Raw genomic sequence first — 26,169 nt, 5'->3', positions numbered from 1 at the left:
GACACCCCCGCCACCGGACCCACCCCGCCTTCGACAGTTCCCCGGTGGTCAGTAGATCCACGCCATGCGTGGATGAATCTTCATCGAAATCGAGTATTTCGACATTGAGACGAGGAGCATCCACGCATGGCGTGGATCTACCGGTCACGACGTCGCGTCTGGGGCAGAGCCCCCTGAGTCAGGGGGCGGCCGCAAAGCGGCGGGGGTCTGGAAGCTGGTAAGCGGGGCCCACGGTTCGCGCAGCGAAGCGTGGGAGCGACAGCGCGCATGCGATGGCGTGTTACCCGGGCGCAGCCCTGCCCTCCCCCCCTTACTTCTTTGCGCGCGGCTGGTTCAGCGGCTCCATCGCGCGGAAGCGTTGGCTGTACTCGTCAGTCAGGGTGCGGGCTTCCTGGCCGTTGCGGACGATGGTCGGGGTCAGCAGCACGATCACTTCCGAACGACGGCTGGTGCGGCTCTTCTGGCCGAACAGTGCACCCAGCACCGGAATCCGGCTGAGGCCGGGAATGCCGCTGCTGCCATCGGTGGCCGAATCGGTGATCAGGCCGGCCAGCATGATGGTGTCCCCGCTCTGCACCGCCGCCTCGGTGGCCAGCTTCTTGGTGGAGATGCGCGGATTGCAGTTGCGCTCCTGCGGATTGCAGTTCTCCGGCACGTCCGATGCGCTGCTGATCTCCTGCACGATATCCAGGAACACCGTACCGTCACGGGTTACGCGCGGGCGCACCTTGAGGATCACGCCGGTGTCGATGTACTGCACCGAGCTGTAGCTGCTGGTGCCGATGCCGGTGTTGACCGTGGTGGTGTTGATCGGCACCTTGTCGCCCACGTTGAGGGTGGCTTCGGCGTTGTTGCGCACGAACACCGAGGGCGTCTGCAGCAGGCGCACGTCGGTGACCTTGTCCAGCGCGCTGACCACGGCTGCACCGTTGTGCCCGGTGAACGCCCAGTTGGCGCCATCGGTGCCGGTCACCGCACCGGCGAAGGTGTTCCAGGAGCCGCCGGCCGCTGCGGGCAGGGTCAACCCGGACAGCGCGCCGGTCAGCGCGCGCCCCGCCACGGCATTGTCGAAGAACCAGTTGACGCCGTACTTCAGGTCGCCGGTCAGCCCGACTTCGGCCACCTGCGCTTCGATGTGTACCTGCAGCGGCATCACGTCCAGCTTTTCGATCACCTCGCGGATCGAGCGCCAGGCCTGCGGTGTCGAACGCACCAGCAGCGTGTTGGTTTCCTCCACCGCCGACACGCCAACACGATCGCCTTCCACTTCCAGGCTGATGCTGACGTTGCCCGACTGGCGCTGCGGCAGGTTCAGGCTGCCGGCACTGCCACCACTACCACTGCTGCCGCCGCCGACCTGGTTGTTGAAACTGCTGCTGTTGCCCGCATCCATGCCACGGTCGCCATCGCTGCCCAGCTGCGACGGGATGGCGCCTGGCGCCAGCGCTGCCGAGCCGGAACCGCCACGGTTGCCACTGCTGGCAAAGGCTTCACTGAGGCGCTCGGCCAGGTCGCGCGCCTTGATGTAGCGCAGCTCATGCGAGAACAGGCGCGCGCTGCCACCGGCAGTATCGATGCGGTCCAGCCACTGCTGGATCTGGTCCAGGTAGCGCACCTGCGGGGTGATCACCAGCACCGCGTTGGCGTTTTCCAGCGGCAGGAAACGGAACATACCCGCGCTGGGCGTCTTGCTCTCTTCGCCGAAGACCTTCTCCAGATCGGCGGCGACCTGCTCGGCCTTGCCGGACTGGATCGGGAACACGCCCACCGACATGCCCGAGAGCCAGTCGACATCGAAGATTTCGACGGTATGCAGGTAGTTCTCGAGTTCGGCACGGGTGCCGCCAAGGGTGATCACGTTGCGGCCGCTGTCGACGTTGACGATGGCATTGGGCCGCGCATACGGCTCCAGTACCTTCTTCATCTCGGTGGCGGAGATGAACTGCAGCGGCACCACGCGCACTTCGAAACCGCGTGCGCTGGATGCCGGCGCGGTGCTCGGCGCCACGGTGCCGGCCAGTGCCTGGTCGGCGGCGACGATGTTGTAGCGGCCACCGCTGTAGACCATGCGGGCGTTGTTCCAGCCCAGCACCATCTCCAGCAGGTTCAGTGCCTGTGCCGGCGACACCGGCTTGGGCGTGGCCAGCGTCACCGTGCCCTGCACCCCCGGGGCGATCACGTAGTTCTGGCCGAGCATGTCACCGAGGATGGCCTTGACCACCGCGTGCACCGACTCGCCCTCGAAGTTGAAGGTGGCTTCGCCGGAGCTGGCCGCATGCAACGCGGGCGACGGCTTGCGCGCGGCCTCGCGGTTGATCATGGTGCCGGTGCCGCGACGGATCACCGCCTGCGGCGTTCCCTGGGCTTGATCGGCCGCTTCGGTCTGCGCATCGGTGGCGGCCTGACCGGCGCTTGCCGATGGCTGCAGGTTGCCGTTGCGTTGCACATGCGGGGCCGACACGGTGCTGCAGCCGACCAGCAGTGTCAGGGCAAGGGACCAGGGAAGAAAACGCAGATTCATGCATTCACTCTATCGGTTGGTGCCATCGCCCGGGGGCGGCGACGGTTGTTGCTGCTGTTGCTGCAGCTGACGGCGGCGGGCCTGGATGCGTTCGCGGATGGCCTGCATCTGCGCTTCGCTGGGACCGTTGGTATTTGCAGGGGGTGCGGCGGCTGCGGCCGGTGCAGGCGAGGCGGGAGCCACATTGCCATCGGCGGCACGGGGGTTGGGCAGGGTCTGGCTGGGCGTTGGCTGTGGCGGTGGCGGCGGAACCACCGCGCCAGGCACAGGCGGTGTGCCATTGGCCCCGCGCAGCGCGGTCGGCGCTTCACCGCCCTGGCCATTGAACACGGCCAGTTCCAGCACCTGGCTGCCACTGGAGCCGATCACCGTGGCCTGGCGCGGTTCCAATGCGACCAGTTGCCAGCCATCGACTGCATCGCCATTGAGGCGCAGGCGCAGCGACCGGCCCTGCTCGGTGGTGAAGGTGGCCATGCTGAAATCACGGGTCATCAGCACGCCGGTCAGGCGCAGCGCGGGACTGGCGGCCGCTTCGCTGCCCCCCAGCAGATACGGGCGCGGCTTGCGGTCTTCGGCGAACAGGGGCCGTTCGCTGATCACGCTGTAGCTGTCTGCGCCGGCCATGCGTTCGGGCGCCAGCACCGGCAACGCCGGCAGCGCGGCCTGGGCGTCGCCCTCTGTGCTGACCGTGGGCAGCTGGCTGCCAAGCCCGAAGCCGGTGGCCAGCCAGGTCGCCGCAGCCCATCCGGCCACCGCCAGCAACAACCCGGTGCGCAGGTTGATCTGCTCAAGCTTCATCGGCCACCTCCTGCGCATCGGCAGCAGGCTGCTCCGCTGGTGCAGGTACAGGTGCCGGCGGCGACACCACCGGCGCCGCTGCAGGCGGTGTGGCCACGGGCGCTGTGGAGGAATCGGCGGCAGCACCCGGCAACAGGTAGCCGGCCAGCTCGAAGGACACATCCAGGCCGAGGCCGGATTCGTTCGGCGATTGCTGGAAGCGCTGCGCGATCAGGTTGAGGTTGTCCACGAACAGGCGCGGGCTGCCGGTCTCCAGACTGTGCAGCACGGTGGCCAGTTCGGCCACGCCACAGCGCAGGCGCACCTGCATGGCTACGCGCACGAAGGCGGCATCGCGACGGTTGTCGCTCAATGGGGTGCGGTTGCTGATGGTGCAGCTGCGGTTGCCCGGGCTGGCCATCGCCACCGCATCCTGCAGGCGTGCGCCGAGCGCGGCCGCAGCGGCCTCGGCGGTGGCTTCCTGCAGGAAACCCGGGCGCTGCTGCAGGGCGTCGCGGGTCGCGCGCAGCCGCTGTTCGATCTGCGGCTGCTGCTGCAGCTGCGCCTGCACGCGCTGCTGGCGCTCGCGCAGGGCAGCGGCATCGGCATCGATCGCGCGCAGCGGCTGGGTGAACCACGGGTGCACCAGCAGCAGGTAGGCCAGGCCCAGCACTGCCAACAGCAGTGCCAGTGCCAGCCAGCGGTCACGGCGTGCGCTTGGCATCGGCATTGGCCGCCTCCGTGGTTGCAGTCGGGGCGGGTGCCGGCGCCGGTGCTGCCGAAGGCAATGGCTGCAGCTCGGCGGTCAGGGTGAAGCGGTCGCGGCCACTGGCGGCACCGTCAGCCTGCAGCACGCCGGTGAGATTGACCTTGCGCCACTGCGGCGCGTCCTGCAGCAACGGGACCAGCTGAGATGCTTCGCTGCTGAGGCCGATCAACTGCAGGCTGTTGTTCTCGATCGCCAGTTTTTCCAGGTAGGTGCCATCGGGCAGGCGTCGGGTCAGCTCACTCCACACTTCGACGGTACTGGCGCGCTGGCTGCGTTGTGTTTCCAGGAACGCCGCTCCATCCAGCAGCGCCTGCAGCTGGCTGCGTTCGCTGGCCACGCCACGTGCACTGCGGGCGCTGCGCTCGACGTCTTCGCGCAGCGCATCGACGGCGGCGCGGCGGTTGTCCAGCAGCTGCATCGCCGCCAGCACCAGCATCACCAGCGCAGCCATGGCAAGCAGCAGGTTCCAGCGCCGCATCGGGTCCGGTCGCTGCTGACGCTGCGCGGGCGGCAGCAGGTTGACCTGCAGTGCGCGGCCTTGGGCGTCGATCGCATCGACACCGGCCAACGCATCGGCCCACTCGCCGATCTGCGCGCGCCAGTCATCCAGCTGGCGCAGCGGCCAGGCCACCAGCTCCACCTGCAGCAGGCCTTCGCCGGCACTGCCCAGCTCACGGATGTCATAGCTGACCTGGCTGGCTTCGAACGGTGTCTGCCGGTCGATCTCGTAGCCGACCACCGCACGCAGGCGGTCAGCGGCTGCGGCAGGCAGACGCAGATTCCGCCGCAGGACCTGCCCGGCCGGCAGCAGCCACACCCGTGGCAGGCTGCGCAGGCGCGGCTCCAGCACGCGGTCCAGGTCCGCCGGTTGCAGCGGCCATGGCAGGCGGGCCACAGGCTCGAGGCCGTCACCGGTTTCGCGCCAGACCTGCAACTGCCCGTCTTCGCACTGCAGCAGCAGGCGGGTCTGCGACCAGCCCAGCGCCCATTGCCAACGCATCGGCACCCAGGCCAGCAACGACTGCCGCCACCAGCGCAGGAAACGGCCGGCACCGGGGCCGATCTGGCCCTGCACCTGCCGCAGACTGTCCTGCCACGCCGTCATCTTGCTGCCATTCCCTGCTCCCAGCGAAGCACTGTGTAGGTCCGGCCGGGCACCCCGCCCGATCCGTTGCGCACCACCGCCTGCAGCACCGACAGGCGTCCGCCGCCGTCAGTGGCGCGGGACTCGATACTATAGGTGCCACTGCCGCTGGCAAGCTCCGATGCACCCGCAGCGTTATCTCCGTCACGCTCCTGCTGGGCGCGTTGCGCCAGCAGTTGTTCCGCATCCAGGCCCATTGCGGTCAACACCGGGCCACTGGCGAAGCGTGGATCCGGTCGCGCCTGCCGGCTGTAGAGCGTCAGGTGCGGCAGCATCGCGGTATACAGCGGCCCGCGCATCCCCAGCACCCGCTGCAGTTCGCCCAGGGTTTCAAAGCGCTTGTTGCGCGGGCCATAGGGCAGGCCTGCGGCGGCGTACTCCGGCGCCTCGGCACCGCCACCGGGCTGCAGCAGGCTGTCTTCGTCGCGCCAGTCGATGATCGCACCGGCCAGCTGCCTGGCGCTTTCTGCTGGCTCGCCCAGTGCCTGCATGAATGCGGACAGCAGGGCCGCATCGGCCAGGTTGAGGTTGATCTTGCCGTTCTCGTCCAGCACCCGGATCTCGATGCGGGCGTCGTCGAACTGCCAGCGATAGGCCCGGCCGTCGGCCTGCCACGGTGGACGCTGCGGGTCTGGCTGCAACCGCAGCAGCGCGTACTCCAGGCCCGCACGGGCGCGCTCCTGGCCGCGTGCATCGTCACCGAGCACCCGCTGCTGCAGGTGTTCGACCCGTGCGCTGAGCGCGAAAGCGCCGACCAGTGCGGTCATCAGCGCGATCAGCCACAGCACCAGGACCAGCGCGGCACCACGTGGACGCTTCATCGCGCGCCTCCGCTGCCGCCAGCCCGCAGTGCCACCACCAGCGGCGGCCATGGCGTGCCCCGGGTTGGCACGATCTGCACCTCCACCAGCAACGGCAGGCGACGGGTGTCCTCCCAGCGTGGCAACCATTCGGTCAACTGCCCGTTGCTGGCGTCGACACCGCGATAGCGCAGCCTTACGTCCTTCAACTCCTCCGCCAGCACTTCGGGCGGGCGCGGCGGGTTCTCTTCGATGCGCTCGCCTTCCTGCAGCAGCACCAGTTCCAGCAGCAAGCGGCGGTGGCCGGCTGCGCCATCCACCTGCAGCGCATGCAGGTAGGGGCCGCCGCGACCGAGATAGCCCGGCAGGTCGGCAACGAACTGCATGCCCTGATCGTCCCCCTGGAAGAACACCGGTTCGCGGGTAGGATCGGGCACTTCCAGCGGGCTGCGCAGGGCGCTGGCGAGCTGGCGCCGCAGCAGGGCCTGCACTGCGCGCATGCGTTCGCTCTGCGCGGCAATCTGCTCACCGCGCTGGCTGATCGCCATCGCCGAGCGCACGCTGGCGAACGCCAACGCCAGGCCGCCTGCCAGCAGCACCGTGGCCAGCATCACTTCGATCAGGGTGAAGCCCCGCGCGCGGCGCCTCATCGCGCATTCTCCAGCGCGGGCGGCAACAGACGCAGGCTGCGCCAGCGCAACTGCTCGCGCTCGCTGTCGCCCCAGCGCACCTGCAGCTGCAGTTCCGCCAGCCAGGGTGCGCCCGGCGACTGCGCAGCGGGCAGCGGAGCACTACGCGGCTCGGCCCAGGGCTGCACCTGCAGCTGCCAGTGATAACGCCCCTGCTCCCACTCGCCCTGCTGGCTGCCGGCCTGCAGCGGCGCTTCCACGCCGGCAGCGGCCAGCAACGATTGCGCGTGCAGCACCGCGCGCGTGCGCAGCTCGGCATCGCGCACCTGGCGCGCGCCACCGGACAGGCTGCCCAGCAACAGCGTCAACGCCAACCCGAGCAAGGCGAAGGCAACGATCACTTCCAGCAGGGTGAAACCACGGGCGCGCGACCTCATTGCGCCCGCCACGGTCCGGAACGGACTTCACCGGTCAACCAGCCCACATCGATGCGCCACTCGGCGCTCTCCAGCTGCAGGCGGATGCGGCCGCCACTGGAGCCGCCGTCGGGATGGAATTCGATCACGCCCTGGCCGGGCGCGGTGGCCAACTGCGCGGCACCTTCGAACTGCACCTTCAGCTTGGCCGGCACTTCACCGTGGCGCTGGCTGGCGCCCTGCCAACGATGCTGCGCCGGTTCGATCACGAAGCGCTGCGGCTCGCCGCGGGCAATGGCCTGCGCGCGCACCATGCGCAGCTGGTTGGCGATGTCCTTGCCGGCACTGCGCAGCTGCATGCCGGCAAAGCCGCGCGACATGCCAGCGGCGGTGATCAGGCCGATGGCCGCGATCAACGCGATCACCAGCAGCATTTCCAGCAGCGACAGGCCCGCCGCGCGCCTACCGTGCAGGCGCGGGCGTGACACCCGGCGCGGCAGGAAAAGCAGCATGCGCGCTTACGGCTGGTAGCGGATATCAGCGTCGACGCTGCTGCCGCCGGCCTTGCCGTCCTTGCCCAGGCTGATCAGTTCATACGCCTGGCCCTCGCCCGGTGCGCGGTACTCCAGCGCGTGCCCCCACGGGTCGTTGAGGTCGGCAGGCTTGGCATACGGGCCCAGCCAGCCACCGACGCCGGCCGGTGCGGTCACCAGGTCGTTGAGCGAGGCGGGCAGCTTGCCGGTGTCGATCTGGTAGTTGTCGACCTTGGAGGCAACGGTCTGCACCTGCGCCTTGGCGATGTTGGCCTTGCCACGATCGGCGCCGCCGAGCACGCGGCTGGCGACCAGAGTCAGCACTGCGCCGATCAGCACGATGACGATGATGATCTCCAGCAGGCTCATGCCCGACTGGTGACGTGCGGCGGTGAAGGAAAGGCGGATCGGTCGACGGGAAGCAATCATGGTCGGTCCTTTCAGGTACGGGATGTCGGAGTTGCGAAGGAGGCCATCGTCAGCCGATGGCGTTGGTAAGGTCGTACAACGGCACCAGCACGGCCACGATCACCGCGCCGACCACCGAGGCCAGCACCAGGGTGATCGCCGGCACCATCGCCGCCAGCAGGCGGTCGATGCGGCGGGCGCTGTCCTGTTCGAAGGTATCAGCAGCTTTCAGCAGCATGGTATCGAGCGCGCCGGACTCCTCGCCGACCTGGATCATCTGCAGCGCCAGCCGGGGAAAACGTTTACCGCGCGACAACGCCAGCGACAAGCCGGTGCCGTTCTTGACCTCGTCGGCGGCGGTCTCCAGGTCTGCCGCAAGGGCGCGGTTGCCAAGGACGTTGCGGGCGATGCCCAGCGCGCCCAGCAGTGGCACGCCGTTGCGCAGCAGTGTCCCCAGAGTGCGCGCCAGCCGCGCGGTTTCCAGCTCGCCCAGCAGGCGGCCGATGCCGCGGCGCTGCAGCAGCCAGCCATCCAGCGCCAGACGGAACGCGGGCTGCCGCGCCTTGCGTTCGAACAACAGCAGCAGCACGCCCGGCACCACCAGCAGCAGCACCCACCAGTCACGCACGAACAAGCCCAGCTGCAGCACCAGGTTGGTGAACCACGGCAGCGCCACGTCCAGGCTTTCGTACATCTGTGCGAACTGCGGCACCACATAACCCAGCAGGAACAGCAGCGCACCACCCACCACCACCAGCAGGATCGCCGGGTAGACCAGCGCGTTGATCACCTTGCCCTGCAGCGCACGGCTGCGTTCAAGGTAATCGGCCAGGCGTTGCAGCGTGTCGTGCAGGCTGCCACCGGCTTCACCGGCGCGCACCATGTTCACGTACAGACGCGAGAACAGGCCGTGCTGGCGTTCAAGCGCAGTGGACAGCGGCGCGCCACCACGCACCACGTCGCGGATGTCGGTGATCGCGCGGCGCGAACGCTCGTCTTCGGGCAGGCTGAGCAGGATCGACAGCGCGCGGTCCAGCGGCTGTCCGGCACCGAGCAGCGTGGCCAGCTGCTGGGTGAACTGCAGCAGTGCCGCGCCCTGCAGCGGACGCTGGCGGAACAGGCCGCGCAGGCTGCTGCCGCCAACCGCCCCCCCGTCGGCCAGCTGCGTTTCCATCGGCAGATGGCCCTGGTCCTGCAGGCGCGCGACCAGCTCGGCCTCGCTGGCCGCTTCCATCTGTCCGTCGAACACTTCACCGTGTGGGTTCAGTGCCTTGTAACGGTAGTTCGGCATGTCAGCGTCGTCCCTGCACGCGCATCAGCCTTCCTCGGTCACGCGCAGGACTTCCTCGAGGGTCGTCTGCCCGCTCAGGGCCTTGCTCAGGCCGTCCTCGTACATGGTGCGCATGCCGGCTTCGCGGGCGATGCGCTCGATCTCGCCCATGCCATCGCGACGCATCACCGCACGGCGCAGCGCGTCGTTCATCACCAGGAATTCCACGATGGTGGTGCGCCCCAGGTAGCCGGTCGGCGCCAACGCCGAAGGCTTCGGCCGATACAGGTGGATCGTTCCGTCCGGTTGCAGGCGGCGCAGGTCGAAGCGTTCGATCTCTTCCGGCGAGGCTTCGTAGCGCTCGGCGTGGGTCGGTTCCAGCCGGCGCACCAGGCGCTGGGCCAGGATGCCGTTGATGGTGGAGGTGAGCAGATAATCTTCCACGCCCATGTCGAGCAGGCGGGTGATGCCGCCTGCGGCATTGTTGGTGTGCAGCGTGGACAGCACCAGGTGGCCGGTCAACGCTGACTGGATCGCGATGCGCGCGGTTTCCAGATCGCGCATTTCACCGATCATGATGATGTCCGGATCCTGGCGCACGATGCTGCGCAGCGCATTGGCGAAATCCAGCCCGATCTGCGGCTTGGCCTGGATCTGGTTGATGCCTTCGATCTGGTACTCGACCGGATCTTCAACGGTGATGATCTTGACGTCGGCGGTGTTGAGCTGGCTCAACGCGGTGTACAGCGTGGTGGTCTTGCCCGACCCGGTGGGACCGGTCACCAGCAGGATGCCGTGCGGCTGTTCAAGCACCTTGCGGAACTGCGGCAGGAAGGCATCGGTGAAGCCCAGCCGATGGAAGTCGAACACCACCGTCTCGCGGTCGAGCAGGCGCATCACCACGCTTTCGCCGTGCGCGGTGGGCACCGTACTGACACGCAGGTCCAGTTCCTTGCCCTGCACGCGCAGCATGATGCGGCCGTCCTGCGGCAGACGGCGCTCGGCGATGTTGAGCCGGGCCATGATCTTGATGCGGCTGATCACCGCGGCGGTCAGGTTGGCCGGCGGGCTCTCGCCTTCGACCAGTACGCCATCGACGCGGTAGCGCACTTTCAGCCGGTTTTCGAACGGCTCGACGTGGATGTCCGATGCGCGCAGTTCGACCGCGCGCTGGATGACCAGGTTGACCAGGCGGATCACCGGCGCTTCGGAAGCGAGATCGCGCAGGTGCTCGATATCGTCCACTGCGCCGCCCTCGCCATCGGCGGTTTCCACGATCGCGCCCATCGCACTGCGGCCCTGGCCGAACCAGCGCTCGACCAGATCATCGATCTCTGCACGCATGCCCAACAGCGGCGTGACCGGCACGCCCAGTGCCAATTGCACGGCCTGCTGCGGGTAAGGGTCGTGAGCATCGGCCAGCCACAGCTGCACGCCGTGTTCATCCAGCGCCAGCGGGCACACGTGGAACTGCTTGAGGAAGCGCACCGACAGCGGCAGGCCTTCGGCCAATGCCTGCGGTGGCGATTCAGGCAGCTGCCGTCCTTCCAGCAACGGCAGGCCCAGCACATCGGCACTGGCCTGTGCCTGGTCACGTTCAGACACCAGCCCAAGCCGTACCAGCAGGCCAAGCAGGCTGCCACCGGACTCGGCATGCAGCGGCCGCGCACGCGCCAGATCTCCTTCCTTGAGCCGACCACGCGCCAGCAGCGCATCGAGGATGCGGCCTTCAGTGTCGTCGATGGCGGTGGCAGCGAGCGCGTTCACGTGACTCTCCTGTCGATCGTCCCGACTTTAGCAGTTAAGCCGTGGTTTCCACCCTCTCCGGTTCTTCTTTCGTAAAAAGACGAGGCCCGTCACACAGGTGACGGGCCCCGCTTATTCATTTACGACCGTCGGTAATTACTGGGTCGCCAGAATGCTCACCCCGCTGTAAGCGGCCTCACCCACCACCTTGATGTAGTAGGTACCGGCCACCGGCTTGGCCACGCGCACGGTTTCGGTATTGCCCGGGCGGGTCGACTTGGCATCGTTGTCGGTCGCGGTGGGCACGCGGCCCTGCGCCAGGTATACCGACACGTTGCCGCTGCCGCCGTAGGTCAGCACGCTCAGCGTCTTGCCGGCGGCCGCTTCGAAGGTATAGACGGTTTCGCTGGCGGCCGCACCGGCCAGCCCGCCCACGGTCACCTTGTTGGTCAGCGGAATGCCTTCCGGCTCGCAGTTCTCGGTGCACGGCTCCTTCAGCGCGGCATCCAGTGCGGCCTTGGCATCGAGGATGCCGGTACCGATCGGGGTGGCCGCCGGGATGGTCACCGGGAACTTGCGCGCCGACTGCTTGAGCAGGGTTTCCAGCGCGGCCGGGGCCAGCGGCTCCTTGCCCTTGGCGATCAGCGCGCTCTGCACCATGGCGGCCACCGCGGCAACGTGCGGCGAGGACATCGAGGTACCGCCCTTGCCCATCAGCACCCACTCACCGGCGTCCGGGGTGGTTTCCGAACTGGAACCGACCTGCCAGATGTAGCCGTTCGGGTTGCCGTCGACACTGCCGCCACCGCCCGGGGCCGACAGGTCGACCGCGGTGCCGTAGTTGGAGTAATAGGTGATGCCACCGGTGACACGGGTCGCACCCACCGCCACCACGTTGTTGCAGCTGGCCGGACGGTATTTGGACGCGTTGTCGGTTTCATTGCCGGCCGCGACCACCACCAGGGTGCCGCGCGACACGGCGCCGTTGATCGCGTCCTGGTAGGCGGCATCGCAGGCGCCACCACCACCCAGGCTCATGTTGATGATTTCCGCCGGATTGGTGTTGGCCGGAATGCCCGGCACGGTGCCGCCCGACGCCCAGGTGATGGCGTCGCTGATGTCGGCCAGGGTGCCGCCGCACTTGCCCAGCACGCGCACCGGCAACACCTTGGCCTTGTAGGCCAGGCCTGCCAGGGCACTGCCGTTGTTGGTCACCTCGGCAATGGTGCCGGCCACGTGCGTGCCGTGCCAGGAACTGCCTTCCGGTTCGGAACCGGTGTAGCACTCGTTGGCCGTTTCCACCCAGTCGCCGTAGTCGGTGGCACCCGGTGCGCGGCCATCGTTCGGGCGGCGCGAGGATTCCTTGTCACTGATGAAATCGTAGCCTTCCAGCAGGTTGCTGCCGAAATCCGGCACGCCCGGCAGGATGCCGGTATCGAGCACGGCGACCACGATGCCCTCGCCCTGCGAGAGATCCCACGCGGCCGGTGCATTCACACCACCGGTGGCGTTGAAGAAGTTCCACTGGTACTGCGCATAGTTGGGATCGTTGGGCACCAGTGCCGGCTGCGCATTGGTGGCACGCAGGTCCGAGCGCTGCAGGCGCACGTTGGCCACCGCGTACTGCACCGACGGATCGGCATTCAGTTCAGCCAGTACCTTCTGCATGTCGGCCGAGCCCAGCCGGGACTTCAGGCGGATCAGGTCGCCACCGGTACCGAGCTTGCGCTCCACCAGCGGGGAAAGTGCCGCAGCACGGCTGGTGGTGCCGCTGCTGACGATGGCACGCGACAGTGCCGACTGCACGACCGAGAGCTTGGTCGAACGATCGCTGGCGGCCGCGGTGCCGTTGCGGTACTTCACGATGATGCCGTCCACGCTCTGCTGGGCAGTGCTGGCCACGCGCGCCGGTTCCTTGGCCACGCCCGGCTTGGCCGCATGCGCCGCACCGACGCCGACAGTCAGCGACAACACGGCGGCAGCCAGCACATTGATGCGAAGGGTCTGCTTCTTGGTCACGTTCGAAATCCTCTTCAAGGTCATGGTTGAGCTTTCCTTCTCCGCCCGTTGCACGGACGGAGCTCACTACGGCCATCACTCCCTGCGACTGCCCTGGCTGGCCCACCAGGGTTGCCATGCCACGCCCCTTTGGCGCTCACTGCTCGACGTGCCGATGGGTTGCCCACCGGCACGTTGTTGCGCACTTACCAGCCGAAGCCGGCACCCACGCCGACCGAGCTGTCATCACTGCTGAAGGCACCACCGACGGTGACCGTGGCGCGATCGCTGATCGCACGCTGGTAGCCCAGCGACATGGCCGACTCGCCTCCCTGGAAACCGATGCCGACGCCGACCCGGTTCTGGGTGCGGATGCCGGCGGCACTGGTGGCCATGTTGAGCATCGCTGCGCTCATCGCGCCCTGGCGGTCGATGCGGCGATCCATGTGGCGCAGGCGTCCATCAACTTCGCCCTTGAACACATCGAAGCTGTCGGTGACTGCCTGCACGCGGCTGTCGGTGTAGCTGTTGGCGGTGGTGATGCCGCGATCCAGCTGGCCCTTGTTGACCGCATCGGTTGCGGTGGTGCCGGCCGCCACGTTGGTGACCTGGCGTTCGTTGCCCTCACTGCCGACCGAGACGGTGTTGGCGCGATCGGCAACCGAGCCCTGGCCCAGCGCCACCGCATTGGCCGCCGTTGCACTCGCGCCCTGGCCGACAGCGGTGGACGATGCACCGCTGGCGACAGCGCCATCGCCCATCGCGACGGCGTTGACGCCACCGCCTGCAACCAGTGCCGGCTGCGCATTGCCTGCGCTGGCTGCGGTCGGGGTGCCCTGCACACGGGCCGTTGCCGATCCGCCATCCGCCAGGCTCGCGTCGGTGGCAGCCGACGCCGTGGTCACGTTGGACGCGTCTGCGTCCAGCGGAGCGGCCATCGAACGCAGGCTTGCCGCGCCGGAACGCGTGCCGCTGGCGGTACGACGATCGATCTCGCTGACCTTGCGGTCCAGTGCGCCCAGCGCGTCACCGACGTTGCTGTAGGTGGAACCCTGGATCACATAGTTCGGCGCAACGAACACGCCCTGCATGCCGACGCTGGCACCGCCGCCGAGGAAGCTGGCGGCATCGCTGAGCGACTGGAACAGCTGCCCACCGTTGATCGCCTGGCGGCTACCGGACGCAATGCTACCGGCGCCGACGTTGTCGATGGTGGTGCCCTGGATACCGGCGAGGGTCAGGCGGTCACGGCTGGCATCGTCATAGCCGACCGAACTGGCCGCGCTGGTTTCAACGGTGGCGATGCGCGAGTCGAAATCACCGACCCGCGTTTCCACCGCGCCCACGCGCTGGTTGGTGACGTTGAGCTGTGAACCGGTCACGGCATCGCTGCTGCCGGCGGCGATGCGGCCATCGGCAACGTTGACGATACGGCGCCGGGCCGGGCCGTTTGTGCCGTTGCCGCCACCGACCGACACCACGTTGGCCTCCAGGGCGGCCGCGCCTGTACCCAGAGCCACCGAGTTGACGCCGGTCGCACCGGCGTTGGCACCCATGGCAATCGCACCGCTGGCGGGCACCGTGGCGTTGCTGCCCAACGCGATGCTGCGTGCGCCGACGGCGGTGGCAGTCGAACCCATCGCCACCGAATCAGCCCCCACTGCGCTCGCGGTTCCACTGCCGTTACCACGGAAGTAGCGGTTGGTGGTGTTGGCTGTAAAGGCGACCACATCCAGCTGCCCGCGATTGACGGCATCGTCCCACTCGGTGCCGTTGGCGACGTTGGTGATCTGCCGGTTCAAGCCGACGTTGCCCACCGACACGGTGTAGGCACGGTCGGCGACCGAGCCGCCACCCAAGGCGACGCTATTGGCCCCGTTGGCCTGGGCGCTGACACCGAGGGCCGTTCCGTTACCGCCCACGGCCTTGGCGCCATAACCCACCGCGGTACCGAGACGGCCACTGGCCTCGGCGTAGGCACCGAGCGCCGAAGCGCCGTCCGCCGTTGCCGTGGCACGGAAGCCACTGGCCTGCGACTGCGTGCCACTGGCAGCAGACTGCGCGCCGCTGGCGGTGCTGTAGGCACCCTTGGCCTGCGCACCGGCGCCGGTGGCACTGGAGCCGAGTTCGCTGGCGGCAGCACCACTGCCCAGGGCTACGCTGTCCACGCCGGTGGCCTGTGCCGCATTGCCCAGCGCCGCGCCATTGGCACCACTGGCCAGCGCATTGAAGCCGACGGCGGTGGCGTTGGCCGCGACCGCGGTGGCACCACTGCCGAGCGCACTGGCGCCATTGCCGATCGCATTGGCCGCTTCACCCGCGGCCAGCGCATTGTCGCCCTCGACGTAAGCCCCGGCATCGCTGTCGGCACTGCCGCTGGCCTGGAAGTGCTTGCTGGTCTTGTCGGCGACACTGGCCACTGCATCCAGCTGGCCCTTGTTCACCGCATCGGTGGTCCCGGTGCCGGCGGCAACATGGGTGACCTGGCGTTCGTTGCCTGCGCTGCCGACGGCCACCGTGTTGGCACGGTCCGCCTTCGAGCCTGCGCCAAGAGCAACGCTGTTGGCAGCGCTGGCCGTAGCACTGGCACCCAGCGCGGTGCTGTCAGCCGCATCGGCCCACGCATTCCAACCAATCGCGGTGGCGTAGTCGTCGGTGGCCCAGGCACCGGCACCGAAGGCCGCCGCACCGGTACCGCTGGCACGCGACGGGATCAGGCCGAAGAAGGTGCTGCCACCGATGGCGACACTCTCCGCGCCACTGGCTTCGCTGGATTGACCGACGGCGACCGCACCGCTGCCTGCTGCTGCTGCACCGAAGCCGACAGCCGTGGTGTTGGCACCGGTCGCCGCCGAGCCGTAGCCCAGTGCGGTGCCGAGGCGGCCGCTGGCTTCGCTGTAGCCACCGATGGCGGTGGTGCCATCGGCCGAGGCCGCACTGCGGAAACCGCTGGCCAGCGATTGCGCACCTCTGGCGACAGCCTCCGCACCGTTGGCGGTGCTGTAGACGCCGCTGGCCTGTGCAGCCGTGCCGGTGGCGGTGGCGCTGATGCCACTGGCTACCGCGCCGTTGCCGAGTGCGGCACTGTCTGCGCCGGTGGCCTGTGCGTTGCTGCCCACCGCGGCCGCATTGCTGCCCGTGGCCAGCGTGTTGAAGCCCACGGCGGTCGCGTTGGCGGCCACGGCCGTGGCACCACTGCCGAGCGCGGTGGCGCCGTTGCCGATCGCATTGGCCGCTTCACCGGCAGCCAGTGCGTTGTCTCCTTCCACGTAGGCACCGGCATCGCTGTCGGCGCTGCCGCTGGCCTGGAAGTACTTGCTGGTCTTGTCCGCCGTGGCGGCGACAGCATCGAGCTGGTTCTTGTTGACCGCATCGGTGCCTTCGGTGCCAGCGGCGACGTGGGTCACCTGGCGTTCGCTGCCGGCGCTGCCGACGGCGACGGTGTTGTCACGGTCAGCCTTGGAGCCTGCGCCCAGGGCCACGCTGTTGGCGCCGTTGGCGGTAGCGCTGGCACCCAGCGCGGTGGACTCGGCGCCATCGGCCCACGAGTTCCAGCCGATGGCGGTGGCATAGTCGTCGGTAGCCCAGGCACCGGCGCCGAACGCCGCTGCGCCGTAGCCACTGGCACGCGACGGCACCAGGCCGAAGAAGGTGCTGCCACCGATGGCCACGCTCTCATCGCCGCTGGCTTCGCTGGAATCACCCATGGCCACCGAACTGGCGCCCGACGCCGCAGCGAACACACCGGCAGCGGTGCTGTTGGCACCACTGGCCACGGTGCCATAGCCCAGCGCCGAGCCGAGGCGACCGCTGGCTTCGCTGTAGCCGCCCACCGCCGTGGTGCCGTCTGCAGAGGCTGCCGAACGGAAGCCGCTGGCCAGCGACTGCGCACCACTGGCAACTGCCTCGGCACCGTTGGCGGTGCTGTACACCGCCGTCGCCTGCGCGCCTGCACCGGTCGCGGTGGTGCTGATTTCGCTGGCCACCGCGCCGTTGCCGAGCGCCGCACTGTCTTCGCCCGTCGCCTGTGCGTTGTTGCCCACCGCAGCTGCATTGCCGCCGCTGGCCAGGCTGTTGAAGCCTACCGCCGTAGCGTTTGCCGCTACCGCCGTTGCACCACTGCCAAGTGCGGTGGCGCCGGTGCCGATCGCATTGGCGGCCTCACCGGCGGCCAGCGCGCTGTCACCTTCCACGTAGGCACCGGCATCGCTGTCGGCGCTGCCGCTGGCCTGGAAGTACTTGCTGGTCTTCGCTCCCTCGGCGGCCACCGCGTCCAGCTGGTCCTTGTTCACCGCATCGGTACCCTGGGTGCCGGCGGCCACGTTGGTGATCTGGCGGGTATTGCCGCCGCCACCGACCGACACGGTGTTGTCACGGTCGGCAATCGAATCGGCGCCCAGCGCCACGCTGTTGGCACCGCGCGATTCCGCCGCGTTGCCCAGCGCGGTGCTGTTGATGCCCGGCGCATAGGCGCCGCCACCGACCGCAGTGGAATAGTCGCCGGATGCTTCGGTCGCCAGCAGCCCGAACAACGAGCCACCGACAGCCACGGCATTGGTGCCGGTAGCCAGGCTGCCCTGGCCGGTGGCGGTGCTGTAGGCACCGGATGCTTCCGAATCGCCACCCAGCGCGACGCTGTTGGAACCAGAGGCGTTGGCGAAGTTGCCGAAGGCGGTGGCGTTGAATGCCGAGGCGTTGGCGTAGCCACCGATAGCCGTGCTGTAGCCACCGGTCGCTTCTGCACCGATGCCGAATGCTGCCGAAGCGGTGCCGCTGGCCACGCTTTCACTGCCAACCGCCGTGGCGGCCTCACCGCTGGCGTTGCTGAAGTAACCCACCGCCACGGCTTCTTCGCCGCTGGCTTCGGACAGCACGCCGGTGGCGGTGCTGCCGGCGCCGCTGGCCACCGAGGCCGCACCGAACGCCGCGCTCTGCTCGCCGCTGGCTTCGCTTTCTGCGCCGTGCGCGGTGGCGTATTCGCCGGTCGCCTGCGCGTTGGCACCGATGGCGCTGGCATTGGCTGCAGTGGCCAGCGCATTGAAGCCGATCGCCTGTGCATTGCCGGCCAGTGCATTGGCGCCACTGCCAAGGGCGGTGGCGCCGTTGCCGACGGCATTGGCCGATTCACCGGCGGCCAGCGCGTTGTCACCTTCCACGTAGGCACCGGCGTCGCTGTCGTCGCTGCCGCTGGCCTGGAAGTACTTGCTGGTGGTCGCCGCACTGGCTGCAACCGCATCGAGCTGCGACTTGTTCACCGCGTCGGTGGCCTGGGTACCGGCCGCCACACTGGTGATCTGACGCTCGTTGCCGGCACTGCCCACCGATACGCTGCGGTCACGGCTGGCCACCGAACCGGCCCCCAGTGCAACCGCGTTGTTGCCACTGGCCGTGCTGCCCGCGCCCAGGGCGATCGCACTTTCACCGCCGGCCACCGTGTTGGTGCCGATGGCAATGCTGTTGATGCTGTTGCCCAGTGCCTGGAAGCCCAGCGCAACACTGTTGTCGCCGTAGCTGAAGGCGCCGCGGCCGACGGCGGTGGAACTGGTGCCGTTGGCCCAGCTGTTGTAGCCGATGGAGGTTGCGCCGTTGGCGCTGGCCCATGCCGCCGGACCAAACGCCGAGGCATTGCGGCCAGTGGCCCACGCGCCGGCACCGAAGGCGGTGGCGCCTTCCTCGCTGGCGGTGCTGTAGCCACCCACAGCGGTACTGTCATCGGCCTTGGCGAAGGCGCTGTCGCCGACGGCGACGGCATAGCTGCCGGTAGCACGCGACTTGCCGCCGGCCGCGAAGCTGTTGTCGCCGGTGGCCTGTGCCGCATTGCCGAAGGCGCTGCTGCTGGTACCGGTGGCCTGCGCGGCATTGCCGACGGCAGTGGAACCGGTCGAGGCGGTGGTGCCGATCTGCACCGGGTTGCCTTGGTCATCCAGCAGCGGCTGGTTGTATTCGTCGTAGGCCTGGCCGAGGCCACCCACAGCTACCGCACCATCACCATCGGCGAAAGTATTGCGACCCAGTGCCACGCTGTCGGCGCCGATTGCAGCCGCGCCTGCACCCTGTGCCAACGCACCGGCACCGATGGCGTTGCTGGCCGAACCCGCCGCCACCGCACCCTCGCCTTCTGCGTAGGCACCAGCATCGCTGCCGCTTTCCGGTTGCGCCTGGAAGAAGCGCGCGGTGGTGTCAGCAGTGCTGGCCACGGCGTCCAGCTGGGCCTTGTTCACTGCATCGGTGGCTTCGCTGCCGGCAGCCACGCTGGTGATCTGCCGCTCGTTGCCGGCACTGCCAACGGCCACGCTGTTGGCGCGCACCGCTTCGGAATTGGCGCCCAGTGCAACGCTGTTGGCACCACGCGCAGTGGCGTAGTAGCCGACGGCGGTGCTCTGCGTGCCACTGGCCCAGGTCTGCGCGCCCAGCGCGCTGGCGTTCTCGCCCGGTGCATAGGCGAAGTAGCCCACTGCGACCGACTCGGCACCGGAGGCCTCGGTCAGGCTGCCATTGGCCACGGCCTGGTCGCCGCTGGCGATGGCACCGGCGCCGACGGCGGTGGCCGCTTCGCCACTGGCCTGGGTCTGCACGAAGAAGCCCAGGCCCGGGATCAGATCGGCCGGGCCACCGATGGCCACGCTGCTGGTGCCGGTAGCGTTGCTCTGCGTACCGACGGCCGTGGAGTAGTCGCCGATGGCATTGGAGACAGCACCGAACGCCGACGACTGTGCGCCTGCCGCGTAAGCTCCGACACCATACGCTGACGCTGCGAAACCACCGGCATCGGCGCTGGCGCCGACGGCGGTACCACCGACCCCGGCACTGGTGGCGCCGGTCTCTACCGGCACGCCACCACTGGTGATCAGCGGATTGCCATCGGCATCCACCGCAGCACCGCCGACGGCGACGCTGCCCGGGCCGACTGCCTGCGCGTTGTTGCCGAAGGCCGCGCTGTTCTGGCCCGACGCCTGCGCATTGTTGCCGACCGCAGTAGCGTTCTGCGCGACGGCGGTAGAACCTGCACCAATCGCGGTCGTACCGTTGCCGATCGCATTGGCGGCCTCGCCAGCGGCGAGCGCGTCATCTCCCTCGGCCAACGCACCGGCATCGCTGTTGCTGCTGCCGGTGGCCTGGAAGCGCTTGGCGGTCGTATCGGCTACCGCTGCCACGTCCTTCAACTGAGCGACGTTGACCGCATCGGTATCTTCGGTACCGGCGGCAACGCTGGTGATCTGCCGGGTCAGGCCGTAGTCGACCGCACCCACCGACACGGTATCGACGCGGTCGGCCAGCGAGCCGGCGCCCAGCGCCACGCTGCCGGTAGCCACGGCCGCCGAATTGGAACCCAGCGCGGTGCTGTATTCGCCCACCGCCGTGCTGAACGCACCGACGGCAATGGAGGCTTCGTTGGCGGCAGTCGCACCACGGCCCAGCGAGGTGCTGCCGGGGCCCATCGCCACGGCACCCGCGCCGACCGCGGTAGCGCCATCGGCGCTGGCTTCGGACAGTGCACCCAACGCGGTGGCTGCACCGTTCTCGCTGGCGGCCACGGCACTTGCGCCTACCGCCGTATCGCCAAGACCGAAGGCGGCCGCACTCTGCCCGACCACTACGCTGGCATCACCCAAGGCGAGCGCGTTCTGGCCGAAAGCACTGGCACCAAGTCCTGCGGCAATCGCCTGGGTGCCGACCGCGGTGGTGGCGTTGGCCAGCGACTGGCTGCCACTACCGACCGCGATGGCGCCCTCGCCTTCGATCTTTGCCGCGTCGCTGTCATCACCAGCGCCATCGGCCTTGAAATAGCGGCTGCCCTCGGCCGCCGCCTGCGTAAGCGCGGCCTGCGTGGCGCGCGCCTGTGCATCCAGCTGTGCCTTGTTCACCGCATCGGTGGCGGCGGTACCGGCGGCGACATTGGTCACCTGCCGCTCCTTGCCGGCATCACCGACAGAAACGGTGTTGGCGCGCGTTGCCTTGGAACCGGCACCCAGCGCCACGCTGTTGGCGCCGGTGGCGCTGGTACCCGCGCCAATCGCCACCGCGTTGCTGCCCTTGGCGCTGGCACTGCCATCGACCACGCACTTGTCCAGCACCTTGCTGTTGAGCACCACGCAGTTCGCGCTACCGCCAATCTCAACCGACTGCGCCGCAGCGATGCCGGTCATGCCCAGTCCCATTGCCAAGGCCAACGCTGCGGCCAGTCGTGCCGGCGCGGCATCCGTCGCACTGCGGCGCTGGTCGACGACCCCGCCTGATGAGCCGGAAGAGGCCAGTTCCGAGGCCACCACCAACTGACCCAATGCTTTGTTCCAGACCTTGCGATAAATCCGATTCATCGGTACGGCTCCTGATTGGACTGGTTTTGGGCAAAGCAACGCCACCGCCGAACCTTCGTGGTTCAACGTCCCCTGGGGGCGTTATTCGCGTGATTTACTGCGGGGTATTGCCGAACGGCGCGCAGGGACAGAAAACCGAGCGCATGCGCCGTGCGGTTACTGCGGGATGAACAGATTTGAAACGGGGGTCAAGTGTTAACGTCATCTTTGCGAATCGTCAAGACTTTGACGCAGCAAAAGCCATTGCCGTGAAGCAGTTCACTGTTTCACTTGTTTATGTACGCATTTTGTTAGGCGCACGTGAGGAAATCCTCACTTATGAAAACGCATGTAACTGATGGCCAGTTCAGGAGTTTCCGTATGGACAAAGAAAAACCCGCCGGTTTCCCGGCGGGTTCTCCATACGCGATGGCATCGTCAGCTGCGCAATGCGCGTGCGATCAACCGCACCACACCCGTGCGTTGCGGAACATGCGCATCCACGGTGAATCGCCCTGCCACTCGGACGGGGCCCAGCTCAGGTTGAGCGCGCGCGGGGTGCGCTCCGGGTGCGGCATCATGATGGTCACCCGGCCGTCGGTGCTGGTCAGGCCGGTGATGCCGTCGGGCGAGCCGTTCGGGTTCAGCGGGTACTGGCTGGCGACGTTGCCGTTGCCATCGATGTAGCGCAGTGCGACGCGGGCGGTGGCCTGGTCGACGGCGTTGTCGAACACCGCCTGGCCTTCGCCATGCGCCACCGCCACCGGCAGGCGCGACCCGGCCATGCCACGCAGCAGGATCGACGGCGACTCCACCACTTCCAGCAGCGCGGTGCGGGCTTCGAACTGCTCGCTGGCGTTGCGGCGGAACTGCGGCCAGTGTTCGGCACCGGGGATGATGTCCTTCAGCTGGCTCATCATCTGGCAGCCGTTGCACACGCCCAGGGCGAAGCTGTCCTCGCGCGCGAAGAACGCGGCGAAGGCATCGCGCAGCGCGGTACGCTCGAGGATCGAGGTCGCCCAGCCGCGGCCGGCACCGAGCACATCGCCGTAGCTGAAGCCGCCGCAGGCAACCAGGCCGGTGAAGTCCTGCAGCGCCACGCGGCCTTCGATGAGGTCGCTCATGTGCACGTCGAATGCGCGGAAGCCGGCACGTTCGAAGGCGTTGGCCATTTCGATCTGGCCGTTGACGCCCTGTTCGCGCAGGATCGCAACGCGCGGACGCGCCCCGGTCTGCACGAACGGTGCGGCGACATCCTCATTGGGATCGAAGCTCAACTTCGGCTTCAGGCCCGGCGCGGTAAAGGCGCGGGCGATCTCGCGCTCGGCGTCGGCGTTGGCCGGATTGTCGCGGCGCTTCTGCATCGCGTGGGTGACCGACCACCAGGCATCGAACAGCGCTTCCCAGCGCCATTCGGCCAGCGAATCACCACCCAGCGACACCCGCACCACCGGCGCAGTGGTCGGCTTGGCGATGCGCTGTGCGCACTCGGTCAGCGCATGGCGCTCGACCAGGTCGGCGAACGCGGCGCGGTCTTCGCGTGCGATCTGCACAACGGCGCCCAGCTCTTCATTGAACAGGCTGCGGAACGGGTCATCGCCCCAGGCATCGAGGGTGATGTCCAGGCCCAGGCGCGAGGTGAAGGCCATTTCGCACAGCGCGGCGAACGCACCACCGTCGCTGCGGTCGTGGTACGCGCGCAGCAGGCCGGCCTGGCGTGCATCGCGGATCAGCTCGAAGAAGCCACGCAGGCGCTGCGGATCGTCCAGGTCCGGGGCGGCACCGGCGAAGGCCGGCAGGTCGCCGTGGTCGGCGTGCACCTGGGCCAGGATCGAACCGCCCAGGCGCTGCTTGCCGGCACCGAGGCCGATCAACCACAGCTCACTGTCGATATCGCGGTCCAGCAGCGGGGTCAGCTGCTGGCGTGCATCGGCCACAGGCGCGAACGCGGTGATGACCAGCGACACCGGCGACACGCTCTTGTGCGCCGCGCCCTGGTCGTGCCACTGCGCCTGCATCGACAGCGAGTCCTTGCCCACCGGGATGCTGATGTCCAGCTGCGGGCACAGTTCCATGCCGACCGCCTTCACCGCGTCGTACAGCAGCGCGTCTTCGCCCGGATGGCCGGCAGCGGCCATCCAGTTCGCCGACAACTTGATTTCATCGAGCGCGTCGACCGGGGCTGCGCACAGGTTGGTCAATGCTTCGCCAACGGCCATGCGGGCCGAAGCGGCAGCGTCCAGCAGCGCCAGCGGCGTGCGTTCACCCAGTGCCATCGCCTCGCCAGCCACGCCGTCGAAATCGGCCAGGGTGATCGCCACGTCGGCCACCGGCAGCTGCCACGGGCCAACCATCTGCTCGCGCGCGGTCAGGCCGCCCACGCTACGATCGCCGATGGTGACCAGGAAGTTCTTGGAGGCTACCGTCGGATGCGCGAGCACGCGCAGACCGGCCTCCTGCAGATCCAGGCCACCGGTCTTCAGCGCCGGCCAGCGTGGTGCCGGCGGGTGCGCGGTATCACGGTGCATCTTCGGCGGCTTGCCGAACAGCACGTCCATCGGCAAATCGATGGGCGCATCGGCCGGGATGTTGCCCGGCACGGCACCATAGGCCACCACCAGGTGTTCGGCTGCGGTGGCGACACCGACCGCAGCGAACGGGCAGCGCTCGCGCGCGCACAGCGCGGCGAATTCAGCCAGGCGCTCCTGCGCCACACCGAGTACGTAGCGCTCCTGCGACTCATTGCACCACAGCTGCATCGGCGACAGCGACGGATCGTCGGTGGGCACCTTGCCCAGGTCGATGATGCCGCCCACGCCGGAATCGTGCAGCAGTTCGGGAATGGCGTTGGACAGGCCACCTGCACCGACGTCATGGAAGAACTTGATCGGGTTGTTGGCACCCATCGCCACGCAGCGGTCGATGACCTCCTGGCAGCGACGCTCCATCTCCGGGTTGTCGCGCTGCACGCTGGCGAAGTCCAGGTCCTCGGCGCTTTCACCGGAGGCGACCGAACTGGCGGCACCGCCGCCGAGGCCGATCAGCATCGCCGGGCCGCCGAGCACGATCACGGCATCGCCGTCCTGCAGCAGGATCTTGTCGACCTGCACGCGATCAATGGCGCCGAGGCCACCGGCCAGCATGATCGGCTTGTCGTAGGCACGCACCAGGTCGGCGCCTTCCGGCAGTTCGAAACTGCGGAAGTAGCCGAGCAGTGCCGGGCGGCCGAACTCGTTGTTGAACGCGGCGCCGCCGAGCGGGCCGTCGGTCATGATCTCCAGCGCCGGCGCCATGCGCGGGTTCAGCGCACGCGGCGCTTCCCACGGCTGCGGCAGCTCGGGAATGCGCAGGTGCGAGACCGAGAATCCGCTCAGGCCGGCCTTCGGCTTGCCGCCACGACCGGTCGCGCCTTCGTCGCGGATTTCACCACCCGCGCCGGTCGACGCGCCCGGGAACGGCGCGATCGCGGTCGGGTGGTTATGCGTTTCCACCTTGATCTGGAACGCGCTGGGCACCTGCGGTTCGCGGCGGTACTCGCCGCTGGCCGGGTCCGGGCGATAGCGCGAGGCCGGATGGCCCTCGATCACCGCCGCGTTGTCGCTGTACGCACTGAGCGTGTGCTGCGGGGTCTGCTGGTGGGTGTTCTTGATCATCCGGAACAGCGAGCGGTCCTGCTCCTGGCCGTCGATGGTCCAGCTGGCATTGAAGATCTTGTGCCGGCAGTGCTCGGAATTGGCCTGCGCGAACATCATCAGTTCCACGTCCGACGGCGACCGGCCCAGCGCGGTGAAGCGCTCGCGCAGGTAGTCGATCTCGTCCTGCGCCATGGCCAGGCCGAGGCGCTGGTTGGCGGCCTCCAACTGGTCCACCGGCACGCGCTCCAGTTCGCCACGGGCCGGGGTCGAGAACAGGGACTGGCCCTGATCGACGCGCTCCAGCACCGACTGCGTCATCGGGTCGTGCAGCACCTTGACCAGCGCCTGCTGGGCGGCAGCCTCGGTCGGCCAGCCCTGCACGTCGATGCGCAGGCCACGCTCGACCCGGCTCACCGGCTGGCCAGCACCGCGGACCAGTTCGCTGGCCTTGCTCGACCACGGCGACAGCGTGCCCAGGCGCGGCACCACGATGCGGCTGACCGCACCGTCAGCGACCGCCTCGGACTGCGGGCGGGCTTCCAGGATGCGGCACAGGGTATCGACGTCGGGGGCGGCAGTGCCCTCGGCCTGCACGAAGTAGACGTGCCAGGCACCGCTGATGCGCAGGGAGGGAGCGATGGACTGCAGGCGGGATTCAAGACGTTCGCGGCGGAACGGCGACAGGGCGGGCGCGCCCTCGAGGACCATCATGTCCGGGGAACCGTAGTTGGGAAACGGGCCCGACATTGTACCGGAAGCGGGGGAAGGGCTTTGGCCGGGCGGCGCCCGGCACCCGCCGAGGCCAGGGCAACAGCAACAGCAACAGCAACTGCCAAAGCAAAAGCGGGGTTCCCGTGGGATGGCGGGGTGGGTCCGGTTGCGGGGGACGCCGTGAATCCGTCCATGGAGGCTCGGTCGCCGCATCCATGCGGCTCACGCCCCCGCAACCGGACCCACCCCGCCTTCGACAGATTTCCGCGATCTGCGGTAGATCCACGCCATGCGTGGATGCTCTGCGGTAATGCCGGCCGCTGGCCGGCAACCAGGGAACATCAGAAATCAGGCATTGAAGAGCGAAGCGATCGGCGTTTGATCTTGATTTTCTGTTCTGTCTTTCGTGGCTGGCGCCACAGGAACCTGTCGGGGGCCGGGCGGGTGGGTTGCGCAGGGGCGTAAGCGCCATGGATGGCGCGCCCGAGCCTACAGGGACGTATTCACGGCGTCCC

The 26,169-nt window shown here is 68.3% G+C and carries 14 protein-coding genes; all 14 read right to left on the bottom strand.

From position 1 onward, the window contains the following. Window positions 1–310: 310 nt before the first annotated feature. On the bottom strand, window positions 311–2,521 hold the full coding sequence (gene gspD / locus AC07UW_RS00070; RefSeq protein WP_336024583.1) for a type II secretion system secretin GspD: 2,211 nt from the start codon (window positions 2,519–2,521) through the stop codon (window positions 311–313). A 9-nt stretch (window positions 2,522–2,530) separates the two neighbouring features. Then, a complete protein-coding gene (locus AC07UW_RS00065; protein ID WP_223494201.1) occupies window positions 2,531–3,319 on the bottom strand; it encodes a type II secretion system protein, XpsN-like in 789 nt (262 codons plus the stop codon). Next, window positions 3,309–4,028, bottom strand: a complete 720-nt coding sequence (gene gspM / locus AC07UW_RS00060; RefSeq protein WP_425518182.1) for a type II secretion system protein GspM — start codon at window positions 4,026–4,028, stop codon at window positions 3,309–3,311. Before gspM ends, AC07UW_RS00065 begins: the two co-directional genes overlap by 11 nt. Further along, window positions 4,003–5,172: a PilN domain-containing protein gene (locus AC07UW_RS00055; RefSeq protein WP_336024578.1), complete on the bottom strand. Its 1,170-nt coding sequence runs from the start codon at window positions 5,170–5,172 to the stop codon at window positions 4,003–4,005. The genes gspM and AC07UW_RS00055 overlap by 26 nt, the downstream gene beginning before the upstream one ends. Next, a complete protein-coding gene (locus tag AC07UW_RS00050; RefSeq protein ID WP_336024574.1) occupies window positions 5,169–6,032 on the bottom strand; it encodes a type II secretion system minor pseudopilin in 864 nt (287 codons plus the stop codon). The genes AC07UW_RS00055 and AC07UW_RS00050 overlap by 4 nt, the downstream gene beginning before the upstream one ends. Beyond that, on the bottom strand, window positions 6,029–6,661 hold the full coding sequence (locus AC07UW_RS00045) for a type II secretion system protein J (protein ID WP_336024572.1): 633 nt from the start codon (window positions 6,659–6,661) through the stop codon (window positions 6,029–6,031). The genes AC07UW_RS00050 and AC07UW_RS00045 overlap by 4 nt, the downstream gene beginning before the upstream one ends. After that, window positions 6,658–7,077 carry a type II secretion system protein XpsI gene (gene xpsI / locus AC07UW_RS00040; protein WP_336024568.1) on the bottom strand — a complete coding sequence of 140 codons (420 nt, stop codon included), beginning with the start codon at window positions 7,075–7,077 and terminating at the stop codon, window positions 6,658–6,660. Before xpsI ends, AC07UW_RS00045 begins: the two co-directional genes overlap by 4 nt. Then, complete coding sequence (xpsH, locus tag AC07UW_RS00035) at window positions 7,074–7,568, bottom strand: type II secretion system protein XpsH (protein ID WP_025876706.1); 495 nt, start codon at window positions 7,566–7,568, stop codon at window positions 7,074–7,076. Before xpsH ends, xpsI begins: the two co-directional genes overlap by 4 nt. A gap of 6 nt (window positions 7,569–7,574) precedes the next feature. Continuing rightward, complete coding sequence (gspG, locus tag AC07UW_RS00030; protein WP_032951922.1) at window positions 7,575–8,018, bottom strand: type II secretion system major pseudopilin GspG; 444 nt, start codon at window positions 8,016–8,018, stop codon at window positions 7,575–7,577. Between the two features lie 49 nt (window positions 8,019–8,067). Further along, complete coding sequence (gene xpsF, locus AC07UW_RS00025; RefSeq protein ID WP_223494196.1) at window positions 8,068–9,288, bottom strand: type II secretion system protein XpsF; 1,221 nt, start codon at window positions 9,286–9,288, stop codon at window positions 8,068–8,070. A gap of 24 nt (window positions 9,289–9,312) precedes the next feature. After that, window positions 9,313–11,034, bottom strand: a complete 1,722-nt coding sequence (gene gspE / locus AC07UW_RS00020) for a type II secretion system ATPase GspE (RefSeq protein ID WP_313251553.1) — start codon at window positions 11,032–11,034, stop codon at window positions 9,313–9,315. A 135-nt stretch (window positions 11,035–11,169) separates the two neighbouring features. Continuing rightward, a complete protein-coding gene (locus AC07UW_RS00015; RefSeq protein WP_032977158.1) occupies window positions 11,170–13,056 on the bottom strand; it encodes a S8 family peptidase in 1,887 nt (628 codons plus the stop codon). Window positions 13,057–13,217: 161 nt separating this feature from the next. After that, entirely contained in the window at window positions 13,218–21,329 is an 8,112-nt protein-coding gene (locus tag AC07UW_RS00010; protein ID WP_495211178.1) for an ESPR-type extended signal peptide-containing protein, read from the bottom strand. Window positions 21,330–21,769: 440 nt separating this feature from the next. Next, window positions 21,770–25,654: a phosphoribosylformylglycinamidine synthase gene (gene purL / locus AC07UW_RS00005; protein ID WP_495211177.1), complete on the bottom strand. Its 3,885-nt coding sequence runs from the start codon at window positions 25,652–25,654 to the stop codon at window positions 21,770–21,772. Window positions 25,655–26,169: the final 515 nt, after the last annotated feature.

The organism is Stenotrophomonas sp. GW821-FHT02D01 (genome assembly GCF_059421765.1).
Note: the sequence above shows the minus strand (reverse complement) of the source record. Positions and strands in the feature narration are given on the sequence as shown.